The sequence below is a fragment of the Variovorax sp. 10N420 genome (assembly GCF_056394705.1).
Window position 1 is genome coordinate 135,031 of sequence record NZ_JBFTIJ010000001.1, and the last position, 12,582, is coordinate 147,612.

General features: G+C 62.7%; 14 protein-coding genes. 7 read left to right on the forward strand and 7 right to left on the reverse strand.

All coding sequences use genetic code 11. From position 1 onward, the window contains the following. Window positions 1-22: 22 nt before the first annotated feature. Both AC1DEK_RS00660 and AC1DEK_RS00665 read right to left on the reverse strand, forming a co-directional pair. Complete coding sequence (locus AC1DEK_RS00660; protein ID WP_478123274.1) at window positions 23-1,642, reverse strand: acyl-CoA carboxylase subunit beta; 1,620 nt, start codon at window positions 1,640-1,642, stop codon at window positions 23-25. Window positions 1,643-1,754: 112 nt separating this feature from the next. Next, window positions 1,755-2,297, reverse strand: a complete 543-nt coding sequence (locus AC1DEK_RS00665) for a DUF2889 domain-containing protein (protein ID WP_478123275.1) — start codon at window positions 2,295-2,297, stop codon at window positions 1,755-1,757. Between the two features lie 168 nt (window positions 2,298-2,465). Between AC1DEK_RS00665 and AC1DEK_RS00670 the strand changes: the two genes are divergently transcribed. After that, entirely contained in the window at window positions 2,466-4,286 is a 1,821-nt protein-coding gene (locus tag AC1DEK_RS00670) for an acyclic terpene utilization AtuA family protein (protein ID WP_478123276.1), read from the forward strand. 114 nt (window positions 4,287-4,400) lie between these two features. Here AC1DEK_RS00670 and guaA read toward each other — a convergent pair whose 3' ends face one another. After that, window positions 4,401-6,014, reverse strand: a complete 1,614-nt coding sequence (gene guaA / locus AC1DEK_RS00675) for a glutamine-hydrolyzing GMP synthase (RefSeq protein ID WP_478123277.1) — start codon at window positions 6,012-6,014, stop codon at window positions 4,401-4,403. 10 nt (window positions 6,015-6,024) lie between these two features. Then, complete coding sequence (guaB, locus tag AC1DEK_RS00680) at window positions 6,025-7,494, reverse strand: IMP dehydrogenase (RefSeq protein ID WP_478123278.1); 1,470 nt, start codon at window positions 7,492-7,494, stop codon at window positions 6,025-6,027. 172 nt (window positions 7,495-7,666) lie between these two features. Between guaB and AC1DEK_RS00685 the strand changes: the two genes are divergently transcribed. After that, window positions 7,667-8,179 carry a DUF4124 domain-containing protein gene (locus AC1DEK_RS00685; RefSeq protein ID WP_478123279.1) on the forward strand — a complete coding sequence of 171 codons (513 nt, stop codon included), beginning with the start codon at window positions 7,667-7,669 and terminating at the stop codon, window positions 8,177-8,179. 51 nt (window positions 8,180-8,230) lie between these two features. Here the strand turns inward: AC1DEK_RS00685 and AC1DEK_RS00690 are convergent, their stop codons facing one another. Together AC1DEK_RS00690 and AC1DEK_RS00695 are read right to left on the reverse strand one after the other, a co-directional pair. Further along, window positions 8,231-8,566: an RnfH family protein gene (locus AC1DEK_RS00690; protein ID WP_478123280.1), complete on the reverse strand. Its 336-nt coding sequence runs from the start codon at window positions 8,564-8,566 to the stop codon at window positions 8,231-8,233. Continuing rightward, the gene (locus tag AC1DEK_RS00695; protein WP_478123281.1) at window positions 8,566-9,012 is read right to left on the reverse strand and encodes a type II toxin-antitoxin system RatA family toxin; all 447 of its coding nucleotides are present in this window, start codon (window positions 9,010-9,012) and stop codon (window positions 8,566-8,568) included. Before AC1DEK_RS00695 ends, AC1DEK_RS00690 begins: the two co-directional genes overlap by 1 nt. A 62-nt stretch (window positions 9,013-9,074) precedes the next feature. Between AC1DEK_RS00695 and smpB the strand changes: the two genes are divergently transcribed. From smpB to AC1DEK_RS00720, 5 genes are all read left to right on the forward strand, one after another. Continuing rightward, the gene (gene smpB / locus AC1DEK_RS00700) at window positions 9,075-9,554 is read left to right on the forward strand and encodes an SsrA-binding protein SmpB (protein WP_478102927.1); all 480 of its coding nucleotides are present in this window, start codon (window positions 9,075-9,077) and stop codon (window positions 9,552-9,554) included. A gap of 10 nt (window positions 9,555-9,564) precedes the next feature. After that, complete coding sequence (locus AC1DEK_RS00705; RefSeq protein ID WP_478123282.1) at window positions 9,565-10,164, forward strand: LbetaH domain-containing protein; 600 nt, start codon at window positions 9,565-9,567, stop codon at window positions 10,162-10,164. Window positions 10,165-10,397: 233 nt separating this feature from the next. Beyond that, window positions 10,398-10,904 (forward strand): sigma-70 family RNA polymerase sigma factor, encoded by a 507-nt coding sequence (locus AC1DEK_RS00710; RefSeq protein WP_478123283.1) that lies wholly within the window; start codon window positions 10,398-10,400, stop codon window positions 10,902-10,904. A 12-nt stretch (window positions 10,905-10,916) separates the two neighbouring features. Continuing rightward, window positions 10,917-11,648, forward strand: a complete 732-nt coding sequence (locus tag AC1DEK_RS00715; RefSeq protein WP_478123284.1) for an anti-sigma factor family protein — start codon at window positions 10,917-10,919, stop codon at window positions 11,646-11,648. Between the two features lie 45 nt (window positions 11,649-11,693). Continuing rightward, window positions 11,694-12,074: a COG4315 family predicted lipoprotein gene (locus tag AC1DEK_RS00720; RefSeq protein ID WP_478123285.1), complete on the forward strand. Its 381-nt coding sequence runs from the start codon at window positions 11,694-11,696 to the stop codon at window positions 12,072-12,074. Between the two features lie 73 nt (window positions 12,075-12,147). Here AC1DEK_RS00720 and AC1DEK_RS00725 read toward each other — a convergent pair whose 3' ends face one another. Continuing rightward, the gene (locus tag AC1DEK_RS00725) at window positions 12,148-12,582 is read right to left on the reverse strand and encodes a hypothetical protein (RefSeq protein ID WP_478123286.1); all 435 of its coding nucleotides are present in this window, start codon (window positions 12,580-12,582) and stop codon (window positions 12,148-12,150) included.

Consider the following 12,582-nt stretch of genomic DNA (forward strand, 5'->3'; position numbering starts at 1 on the left):
ATGGTCTCAGGACTCAGCCTGCTCAAGGACGGGCCACGGAAAACTGCATCTGTTGCGGCTGGCGCAATTCGGCTTCACGGCAGATTGAAAGCACCGTCGACAGCACGGCCCGCGTATCGCAGGGGTCGATCACGCCATCGTCGAGCACACGCGCGCTGGTCGTGAAGACGCTCATCTGGCTGTCGAAGCGCTCGATGATGCGGCGCTCCAGATCATCCAGCTTTGCCTGGTCGACTTCGCCCTTGCGCTTCATCGCCGCCTCGGTGACGATGACCATCGTCCGCGCTGCCTGCTCGCCGCCCATCACTGCAGTCTTGGCATTCGGCCACGAAAAGCAGAACCGCGGATGAAAGCCGCGCCCGCACATGCCGTAGTTGCCGGCGCCAAAGGAAGCGCCGCAATAGATGGTGATCTGCGGCACCGTCGCGTTGGTCACGGCCTGGATCATCTTCGAGCCGTGCTTGATCATGCCGCCCTCTTCATAGTCCTTGCCCACCATGAAGCCGGTCGTGTTGTTGAGATAGAGGATCGGCGTCTTGGACTGGCAGCAAGCCTGAATGAAGTGGGTTGCCTTCGTCGCGCCGGCCAGATCGATCGGGCCGTTGTTGGTCACGACACCCAATGGAACGCCCTCGATCTTGATGTGACCGACGACCGTAGCGCTGCCGTAGTTCTCGCCGAATTCGAGAAAGTCCGAATCGTCCGCGATGCGCGAAATCACCTGCTTCATGTCGACGGGCCGCTTCGGGTCCATCGGCATGATGCCGAGCAGTTCTTCGGGGTCATGGCGTGGCGGCTTGAAGCGTCGCGGCGGCTCCTGCGGCAAATCGCGGTTCCAGTCGATGTTGGCGAGGATTTCGCGTGCAATGCGGATGGCGTCGCGGTCGTCCTCCGCAAGGTAGTCGCCAAGGCCGGAAATCGAGGTGTGCATCACCGCGCCGCCGAGTTCTTCCTCGGTCGCGATTTCGCCCGTGGCGGCTTTGAGCAACGGCGGCCCGGCCAGAAAAGCCCGCGAACGGTCGCGCACCATCACGATGTAGTCGGACAAGCCTGTCTGGTAGGCGCCTCCCGCCGTCGAAGATCCGTGCGTCACGGTGATCACGGGCAATCCTGCTGCAGACATGCGCGCGAGATTGCGAAACAGGCTTCCGCCGGTGATGAATTCCTCGACCTTGTAGGTCATCAGATTGGCGCCCGCGCTTTCCACGAGTTGAACGTATGGAAGCTTGTTTTCGAGTGCGAGTTCCTGCACGCGCAACTGCTTCGGTATGCCCATCGGCTGCAGCGCACCGGCGTCGATGCCCGAATCCGACGCATTGACCATGACACGCACGCCCGACACCCAGCCGATGCCCGCGATCACGCCGCCGCCCGCGACACTTTTCTCCAGATCGGCGTTGTCCAGCCCCAGGCCCGCGAGCGATGAAATCTCGAGAAACGGCGTGCCCGGGTCGAGCAGAAGGGAGAGCCGTTCGCGTGGCAGCAACTGACCGCGCTTTTCGAAGCGCTCGCGGGACTTCGCCGATGCGGCGATGGTGCGCTGCTCGCAGGCACGCACGCGCTCGATCAGCGCCTTCATGCCCTCGGCATTCGCCTTGAAGGACCCGCTGCCGCACGCAATGGTGGATTCAATGGTGGCCATTCGCCAAGCTTAGGCAACGGCACCTGCCCAGTCTTGTGCGAATTGGCTGCATCAGCTTCAAGCGCGCAAACGGACCCGGAGCTTGGAGATCAATGCCACCCGGCCAGCGCCTTCATCGTGCCGGTCGATACCAGCGCGGATAGAACTGCGCCACGCGCGGCCCGTCCGTCGCCAACGCGTGGCAGCCGTCGAGCTGAAAAGGCTTCTCCGTGTCCGAAACGGCGAGGGTGTTTCCCGCAAGCGTCTGGACCACGCCGGTCGCCATGGTCCGAAGCAATTCCGACATGTGCGTGCAGCCGCGAATGCCCCCGAAGAGCTTGGAGATGTGACGGTTGAATCCAGCGCCCACGCGCACGCCGATCAGATCTGCATAGTGGGGCGCGATGTCGCCGCAGGCGTCCGGAAACGGCGAATCTTCGGTTGCCGCCACGGCGTCGACAATGAGCGCCGAATCGTCGACCGTCAGCCGCAGCCACATCGAGTGGATCGCCTCGCCGCCGGGTCGTTCGCCGCCCGGAAACTTGAAACTCTGATCGCGAACGTCGCGAAGATGGCCTTCGATGTCCCATAGGCCGTCGTTGCGGCGATACCCACGGATAGTGATAGTGCGGCCGTGGGCGGGAAGGCGCTCGGCGGTAGGTGGAGGCAATGACATGGCAAAAACAAGAATAGCGGCGAACCAAGGCCGGGTCATCATGCCGCAGTGCCTCGCTGGGTGTTTTCGCGCCGGGTGCTTGCCCCCACGCAGCGACTTGGCGCAAGCGTCTGCCGCGCTCCTCGCCTAAGCTTGTTCCTTTCGCAGCCATAGAGTCGCTCGCCACCCATGACCGCGTCCACGCCCATGCCCACGTCACCTCCTGTGCAGAAGACTGTTCGCATCGGAGGCGCCTCCGGCTTCTGGGGGGACAGCATGGTGGCTGCGCCCCAACTGGTGAAACTCGGCCGGCTCGACTATCTGGTCTTCGACTATCTCGCCGAGACCACGATGGCGATCCTCGCCGCGGCGCGCGCCAACAAGCCAGAATTGGGCTATGCGACGGATTTCGTCGACATCGCGATGAAGTCGGTGCTGAAGGACGTCAAGCGCCAAGGTATCAAGGTCGTGAGCAACGCCGGCGGCATCAATCCGCACGGCTGCGCGACTGCACTCCAGGCGCTGGCGGAAGCCGAAGGCGTGACGCTGCGCATCGCGGTGATCGAGGGCGACGACGTGAGCGCACGGATGCCGGAGGTGCGCGACGCCGGCACCAAAGACATGTTCACTGATGAATCGCTGCCCGAGAAAGCATTGAGCGCCAATGCCTATTTGGGCGCACTTCCGATCGCCGCCGCGCTGGCAGCCGGTGCCGACGTGGTCATCACCGGGCGCTGCGTCGACAGTGCCGTCACGTTGGGCCCGCTCATGCACGAGTTCGGCTGGCGCGCGGACGACTACAACCTGCTCGCTTCGGGAAGCCTCGCGGGCCACATCATCGAATGCGGCTGCCAGGCAACCGGCGGACTTCACACCGATTGGAAAGACATTCCGGATTGGACCCACATCGGCTATCCCATCGCCGAATGCCATGCCGACGGAAGCTTTGTCGTGACGAAGCCGGAAGGCACCGGCGGCAAGGTGATCCGTGCTTGTGTGGCTGAGCAGTTGCTGTACGAGATTGGTGACCCAGGCGAATACATGCTGCCTGACGTGACTTGCGACTTCCGCGAAGTGACTATCGAGCAGCAAGGCGCCGATCGCGTGTACGTGAGCCCGGCACGCGGCCGTGCACCGTCTCCCCACTACAAAGTGTCGGCCACCCAACTCGATGGCTTCCGCTGCGCCGCAAGCATGGTGATCATCGGTATCGACGCCGAGAAGAAGGCGGTGCGCACCGCTGAATCCATCATCGAAAGAACCAGCGAAATCCTCGTCGACATGGGCTTGCCGCCGTTCACGTCGACGTATATCGAAGTGATCGGTGCCGAGTCGCTCTACGGGCCGCACGCACGCACTCGCCACGTGCGCGAAGTCATGATGCGGGTGGTCGCGAACCATCCCCAGAAGGCGGCGCTGGCCATGTTCGCGCGCGAAATTGCGCCATCGGGCACATCGTGGTCACCCGGCACCACAGGCCCCGGAGGCGGCCGACCGGCGGTGTCGCCGTTGATCAAGCCCTTTGCTTTCTTGCTCGCCAAGAAGGCGGTGCCGGTATCTTTCGTGCTGGACGGTCAGTCGTACTCGGTAACGGTACCGATGAATACGGACGATGTGGGCGCGACTGCCACTTGCGAGCCTCCGCCCTTCGAGGGCGACGGTGGCCAGCAAGTCGAAGTGCGATTGATTGAACTCGCCTGGGCGCGCAGCGGCGACAAGGGCAACCTGTCGAACATCGGGCTCGTGGCGCGCCGGCCCGAATGGTTGCCCCTCATCTGGTGCCGCATCACGCCTGAGGCGGTGAGCGCGTATTTTGCGCATCTGGTGCATGGAAAAATCGAGCGTTTCTATCTGCCGGGCATCGCCGGGATGAACTTGCTGCTCCACGATGCGCTCGACGGCGGCGGCCCTTCATCGATGCGGATGGACCCGCTGGGGAAGGGTATGGCGCAGATGTTGTTGGACATGACTGTGCCCATACCGATCAGTGAGGCTGGCAAGCTGGTCTGAGCACGGTGACATCAGCCTAGTAGACCCAGTCTGTCGCCGCTTGCTCAGTGCAAGGTGCCAGGTCGTAGCTGCGACCGTGGTCAAGCTGGGTATCAACTGTGTCTCGGCTTCGGCTCACTCCCACTCAATCGTCGCGGGCGGCTTGCTGCTCACGTCATAGGTCACGCGATTAATCCCGCGCACCTCATTGATGATCCGCCCCGACACCTTCTTCAACAACGCATAGGGCAGCTCCGCCCAGTCCGCCGTCATGAAGTCGCTGGTTTGCACAGCGCGCAGCGCCACGACGTAGTCGTAGGTGCGGCCGTCGCCCATCACACCCACACTCTTCACCGGCAGGAAGACAGTGAAAGCCTGGCTCGTGAGGTCATACCAGCTCTTGCCGCTGCTCGGGTCCGTGAAATTGCGCAGTTCTTCGATGAAGATCGCGTCGGCGCGGCGCAGCAGGTCTGCGTATTCCTTCTTCACCTCGCCCAGAATCCGCACGCCCAAGCCCGGCCCGGGGAAGGGATGGCGATAGACCATCTCAGGCGGCAGCCCGAGCGCCACCCCAAGCTCGCGCACTTCGTCCTTGAACAGATCGCGCAAAGGTTCCAGCAGCTTCAGTCCCAATTGCTCCGGCAGGCCGCCCACGTTGTGGTGGCTCTTGATCGTCACGGCCTTCTTGCTCTTGGCGCCGCCGGACTCGATCACATCCGGATAGATGGTGCCCTGTGCCAGCCACTTGGCGCCTTTCGCGCCGGCGCTGGTGAGCCTGGCGGCTTCCTGCTTGAAGACGGTGACGAACTCGCCCCCGATGATCTTGCGCTTGGCTTCGGGATCGCTGACGCCCTTCAGCTTGCCCAGGAAGAGCTCACTCGCGTCCACGCGAAGCACCTTGGCGTGCAGTTTGCCGACGAACATGTCCATCACCATGTCGCCTTCGTTCAGCCGCAAGAGGCCATGGTCGACGAAGACGCAGGTGAGCTGGTCGCCGATCGCGCGGTGAATCAGCGCAGCCGCCACTGACGAATCGACGCCGCCTGAAAGCCCGAGGATGACCTCCTCGTCGCCCACCTGCTTGCGGATGGCTTCGACAGCTTCGGCGATGTGATCGCGCATGACCCAGTCGGGCTTGGCGCCGCAGATGCCGAGCACGAAGCGATCGAGGATCGCCTTTCCCTGCTGCGTGTGCGTGACTTCGGGATGGAACTGCAAGGCATAGAAATGCCGATCTTCGTCGGCCATGCCGGCGATCGGGCAGCTTTCAGTCGAAGCCATCAGCCTGAAGCCGGGTGGCAGCTCGGTGACCTTGTCGCCGTGGCTCATCCAGACGTTGAGCATGCCGTGACCCTCGTCGGTCGTGAAGTCAGCGATGTTCTCGAGCAGCTCGGTATGGCCGCGCGCACGAACGGCCGCAAAGCCGAATTCGCGTTTGTGGCCGCCCTCGACCTTGCCACCCAGCTGGTGCGCCATGGTTTGCATGCCGTAGCAGATGCCCAGCACCGGCACGCCGAGCTCAAACACTGCCTGCGGGGCCTTGTCGGTCGTCTCTTCGTAGACGCTGGCGTGGCTGCCCGAAAGAATGATGCCCTTCAGGCTGCCGTCCTTGGCGTAGTCGCGAATCCATTCGTCGGAGACGTCGCATGGATGAACTTCGCTCAGCACGTGGGCCTCGCGCACGCGACGGGCAATCAGCTGAGTGACTTGCGAGCCGAAATCGAGGATCAGGATCTTCTGGTGTTGCATGGCTGACCGATCACTCGGCGCGGTAGTTGGGCGCTTCCTTCGTGATCTGCACGTCGTGTACGTGGCTCTCGCGAATGCCTGCGGTGGTGATTTCGACGAACTCGGCCTTGCTCTTCATTTCCTCGATGGTGGCGCAGCCGCAATAGCCCATGCTCGCGCGCAATCCGCCGGACATCTGATAAACGATGGAGACCATCGAGCCCTTGTAAGGAACGCGCCCCTCGATGCCTTCGGGCACGAGCTTGTCCGCGTTGGGGTTGCCGGTGCTCGACTCCTGGAAGTACCGGTCGGCGCTGCCCTGCTGCATTGCCCCGATCGAGCCCATTCCCCGGTAGCTCTTGTAGCTGCGGCCCTGGAACAACACGATCTCGCCAGGAGCTTCCTCGGTGCCGGCGAACACGCCGCCCATCATGACCGTGCTCGCGCCGGCAGCGATGGCCTTTGCGATGTCGCCCGAATAGCGGATGCCGCCATCGGCGATCAGCGGAATGCCGGTTCCTTGCAGTGCCGTCGCGACGCTGTCCACGGCCATGATCTGCGGCACGCCCACACCGGCCACGATCCGCGTGGTGCAGATGGACCCCGGGCCGATCCCGACCTTGACCGCATCGGCGCCGGCGTCAGCCAGCGCGCGAGCTGCGTCGCCCGTCGCGATGTTGCCGCCGATCACGTCGACCTGCGGATAGTTCTTCTTGACCCAGCGCACGCGCTCGATCACGCCGGCGCTGTGTCCGTGGGCCGTGTCGACGACGATGGCATCGACACCGGCCTTGACGAGCGCTTCGACACGCTCTTCAGTCCCCGCCCCCACGCCCACTGCCGCGCCCACGCGCAAGCGGCCGCTGGCGTCGCGCGCCGCGTTCGGGAAGCTGGTTTGCTTGGTGATGTCCTTGACCGTGATCAGCCCCTTGAGCTCCCAGGAATCATTGATCACGAGCAGGCGTTCGAGCTTGTACTTGTTGAGCAGCGCCTTGGCGTCGGCAAGCGTGGTGCCGTCGGGCACCGTGATGAGCTTGTCGCGCCGCGTCATGATTTCGCTGACGGGAGCGTCGTACCGGTTCTCGAAGCGCAGATCGCGTCCGGTCACGATGCCGACCACCTTGCCTGCATCGCACACCGGGAATCCGGAAATTCCGAGTTGATCCGACAGCGCCATAACCTCGCGCACGGTGTGGCTCGGCGTGATCACCACCGGGTCGCGCAGCACGCCCGATTCATAGCGCTTCACCTTCGCGACCTGCGCGGCCTGTTCCGCAGCGGTGAAGTTCTTGTGCACGATGCCGATGCCCCCTTCTTGCGCCATGGCGATCGCGAGGCGAGCCTCCGTCACGGTGTCCATTGCAGCGGAAACCAGGGGGAGATTGAGGGTGATGTTTCGGGAGAGCCGGGTGGCGAGGGAAGTGTCCTTGGGCAGGACCTGGGAGAACGCTGGCACCAGCAACACGTCGTCGAAGGTGAGCGCTTTGCCGAGAAGGCGCATGGGTGAAGCTCCAAAAGACGGATTGTAACGATGGCTCGGCGACCCCGATGACATGGGGAAATGCGCTTTCCCGCACGCATTAACGGCAGAAAAGAAGTCACAAGCGCCATCTGTGTTGCTAAAACGCCAGCTCCAAGGTTGCAAAACGTAAGGCAGCGCTAAACTGCCCGCCATGAAATTCGCGCACCTCGTCGTCCTAGGCTCGATCTTCCTTCTGCCACTGGGTGCCCAGGCCCAATGGCAATGGATCGACAAGGACAACAAGAAGGTCTTCAGCGACCAGCCGCCGCCGATCGACATCCCCGAAAAGAACATCCTTCACAAGCCGAACGTGCCGTCGAAGCGCGCAAATGCGGCCGCGCCGGCAACGTCGGTCGAAGCCCCCGCTGCAAGCGCACCCGCGCCCGCCGCCACCGCGAAGCCATCGGGCATCGACAAGGATCTTGAAGAAAAAACGCGCAAGGCCGAGGAGGCCGAAAAGGCCAAGCAAGCGGCGGAGATGCAGAGGATTGCGCAGGCCAAGGCTGAAAACTGCAATCGGGCGCGGCAGGGCAAGGCAACGATGGACAGCGGTATCCGCGTGGCGCGGGTCAATGCTCAGGGCGAGCGCGAGATCATGGACGACAGAGCCCGCGCGGCCGAACAACAGCGCCTGCAATCCGTCATTGAATCGGACTGCAAGTAGCGGTTTCTGTTTCTCGTTTCTACGCTTCTACGTTTCTACGTTTCTACGTTTCTAGTAGCCTGCTTTGCCACCCTTGCGACGGCGAGCAAAGAGGCCTGTTCCGCGTGCGCCCTGCTGCTTGAAGCGCTCGCGCCGCGCGATCTTGGGATCGACGGTCAGCGGACGGCACAGCTCGACGCGATCGAGGTTTGCCAGGACTTGGGTCCATTCCGCTTGCCGGCCCCAGATCCCCGGAGTGGCCGCCTTCCAGTCGAATTGCGGAAACGCGGCGGAAAGGCCGGTTGCAAGCACCGCATCTTCGATCGAGGACCCTTCAGGAACGCTCACAACCTCTTCGAACACCTCGCGCGGAGCGGGCGAACAAACTACCGTGACTTGCAGCGGCATCAGGCGGTGCCGTAGATGTGTTCGGCGCGCTTCACAAAGGCTTCCACGAGGTTGGAGGCAATCTTGTCGAACACGGGTCCCACCAAAGCCTGCAGCGCAAAGTTGTTGAAGCCATAGCTGAGGTTGAGTTCGACGCGGCATGCGCGCTCGCCCTCTTCGCCGACAGGTGTGAATTTCCAGACGCCGTCGAGATTGGAGAATGGCCCGTCCACGAGTTTCAGATGCACTTCCCGGCCCGGCACGTGAGTGTTGCGGGTCGTGAAGTTTTGGTGAAATCCACTGAACGCGAGGCCAACCTGGGCAGTCATGCCGAACTCGTCCTGCTCCATGACTTTCGAGCGATCGCACCACGGTAGAAACTCCGGATACTTCGCGACGTCGGTGACCAGGGCGTACATCTCGTCGGCGCTGTACCAGATCAGAACGGACTTGTGGACTGTTTTCATAGAATCGGCACAGCGTGCGCGACGGATTGTATTGAAGCCATGCAGACCTCACTTGATTCACCATGGCCACCAAGAAAAAGCAAGACACATCTTCCCGCATCGCGGACAACAAGAAAGCTGCCTACAACTACTTCTTCGAGGAGCGCTTCGAAGCAGGAATGGTGCTCGAAGGATGGGAAGTCAAGTCGCTGCGCGAAGGCAAGGTGCAATTGACCGACGGCTATGTCGTGATTCGCGATGGCGAACTCTTCGTGATCGGCTGCCAGATCAATCCCCTGCGCTCGGCTTCGACGCACGTCACGCCCGACTCGGTCCGTACCAAGAAGCTCCTGTTGCACAAGGAACAGATCCGCCGCCTGATTGGCAAAGTCGAGCAAAAGGGCTATACGCTTGTGCCGCTCAACCTCCACTGGAAAGCCGGCAAGGTGAAATGTGAAATCGCACTGGCCAAAGGCAAGGCCGAACATGACAAGCGCGACACCATCAAGGACCGCGAAGGCAAACGCGAGGTCGAACGCGCCATGAAGAGCCGAAGCCGCTGAAGGAACCCGCATGGCGATCCAACCCCTCGATGCTTCGCGTGTCAATCCGCTTGAAGGCGGCCCGAGCTTTTCACTGGGCAACCGGATATCGCGCGCCATCTGGAATCTGACTTGGGCAGTGCTTGCATCGTGGACGCCGCCGCAGATGCGCTTCTGGCGGCGCTTTTTGCTGAAGCTCTTTGGCGCCCGGTTGGGCGAACTCTCCGACGTGCGGGGCAGCGCGCGGGTCTGGTACCCCCCTCACCTGCATCTTGCGGACCGCGCGCTCCTGGCTGAACGGGTGACTTGCTACAACATGGCTCCCATTTCGCTCGGCGTTGGAGCGCTGGTCTCGCAAGGCGCACATCTTTGCGCCGGCAGCCATGACATCACTTCGGAAAATTTTCAGCTGACGGCCCAGCCGATCACCATCGGCGCGCGGGCTTGGATTGCAGCCGAAGCCTTCGTCGGACCCGGTGTGGAGGTGGGTGAAGGCGCGGTCCTGGGGGCTCGCAGCGTTGCATTCCGGTCGTTGGATCCATGGACCGTCTATGGCGGAAATCCGGCCAAGGCGATCAAACGGCGCGTCATGCGCGACGGCACTGGCGGCGATCCTGGCGGCACCCCCTGATCTCGTTCATTTATTTTGAGGCGGTTGGAATAAACACGACCGCGGCGGCGTTCATGAGGCAATCGACCACGATCGGTTGAGTCGCCTCCAGGAAACATTCCATGCCGCCAATCAATTTGCCGCTTGCTGTGCTGGTTGCCTACGTCACGCTGATGAGCGGCTACCTGGCTGTCCAGAGTCCGGACCGTGTGGCTCCGATCTGCCGCGCGATTCAGCACTGAACGCCTGTCGTCATGGATTCCAGCGCCATCGTCGAACAGATCCCGAGCCTGCGTCGATATGCGCGTGCGCTAACCGGCGACGGCTGGGCGGCCGACGACCTGGTGCAGGACACGCTCGAGCGCGCTTGCAGCAAGTGGCGCTTGTGGATCGTCGGAACCGACTTGCGCGCCTGGCTCTTCACGATCATGCATAACGTATTCGCGAGCCAGATCCGACGCGCACCGCCTCGCGCTTCGGTCGATGTCGACGAGCTTGTTCACGAATTGCGCGGCGCTGAGTCGCACCGCGACCAGGCCCTCGATCTCCAGCGTTGTCTGCTGTTGCTTCCGGAGGACCAGCGCGCTGTGCTTCTGCTCGTGGCGCTCGAAGATCTTTCCTATGCGCAGGTGGCCAAAGTGCTTGGCGTTCCGGTCGGCACCGTCATGTCGCGCCTTTCACGCGCACGCAGTCGCCTGCAGGATCTGATGGATGGGACGTCGACACCAGCCAATCGCCCGGGCCTGCGCCGCCTCAAGTAACCGGCCATTGCCATGAAAACGCCTACTCCGCCCGTCGACGATGATCTGCACGCCTGGGAAGCTCAGCGCGAAGCGTTGCGCCAGTTGCATCGCGAGGTTCTCGACGAACCGGTGCCGCCGGCCTTGCTGGCAGCGGCCGGCCTTGCTGCCCGGCATCACGCCCGTCAGAACCGCTGGATGCAATGGGGCGGGATGGCCGCCGGGATCGCCCTCGCCTTTGCCGCGGGTTGGCTGGCCAACAATCAATGGACATCGCCGACCGGCGCGCCGTTGGCTCGGGGGCCGGCGACGCGGGAATTCGTCCACGCGGCCGCTGTGGCTCATGCTGTCTACACGCCCGAAAAACGTCACCCAGTCGAAGTGGCCGCTGCGGACCAGCAGCACCTCGCGCAATGGCTTTCGAAGCGCCTGGATCGGCCCATCAAGGTACCGGATCTGTCGGCAGAGGGCTATACGCTCGTGGGTGGACGCCTGTTGCCGGGCAACGAAGGCGCGCGAGCGCAGTTCATGTTCGAACGAGCCACGGGGGAGCGAATCACGCTCTACATCGGCAGTCTCGCCACCTCATCCAAGGCCGCGCGCTCGGACGAGACTGCATTCCGATATTCGGCGGATGGTCCGGTGCCCAGCTTCTACTGGATCGACCATGGGTTTGGCTACGCGCTGACCGGACCGCTGTCTCACGATGCATTGCTCGGTATCGCCACGGTGGTCTACCAGCAATTGGAAAAGGCCGGCGGATAGACTGTCCACTCGAACTCGTTTTTTTTAACCGAAGGAGAAAACTCTATGAAACTGCTCAGCGCCTCGATCCTCGCCGTTGCCCTGCTCGCCGGATGCGGGAGCATGTCGCCGGCACCGGACACGCCGACACGCACTGCCGACGGAGTGCTGATCGGCCCGACCGGCATGACGCTGTACACCTTCGACCGAGATGCCGTCGGGAGCGGCAAATCCGCCTGCAACGGCCCATGCGCCACAGCCTGGCCGCCGCTCCCCGTCGCAGAAAATGCCAAGCCGATCGGCCCCTACACGATCATCGTGCGCGATGACGGCAAGAAGCAGTGGGCCTACAAGGGCGCGCCGCTGTACTACTGGTCCAAGGACACGAAGGCTGGAGACAAGACGGGCGACGGTTTCAACAAAGTCTGGAAAGTGGCTCGCCCGTAATCCGAGCGACCCAATAGAAAAAGCCGGCCTGAAGCGCCGGCTTTTTTGCTTTTCGATTCAGGCCGCAGCGCGATCAGCAGCGGCCCTTCTTTGCTTGACCCGGTGGGCAGTGATACGCGTCATCGTAGCGGTCGTGATCATGACCACGATCGTGTTCGTGATCATGGTGCCCGTGGTCACGGTCCTTCTTGTACTTGACGGGTTTCCAGTTCGGCTCGACCCAGCGCCATCCACCATCCGCACGCACCCAGCGGCCCGGCGCATAGTCGTAGTCGGCGCGTGCCGGTTGCCAATACCCCTGGTGCCACGCGTAGGCATTCTCGCGATACTGCCAATTGCCAGGCACCCAGATATACCCCGCACGTGGCGGCGGCAGGGGCTCCATGCGGGGCGGCGGCGGCGCGACTGCCACGAGTCCCGGAATGTTGATGTTGATGGAAACCTGCGCCGACGCGCAGAACGGCACGGCGACGAGGGCGCAAGAAAGAAGAGTTGCTGAAAAGCGCAT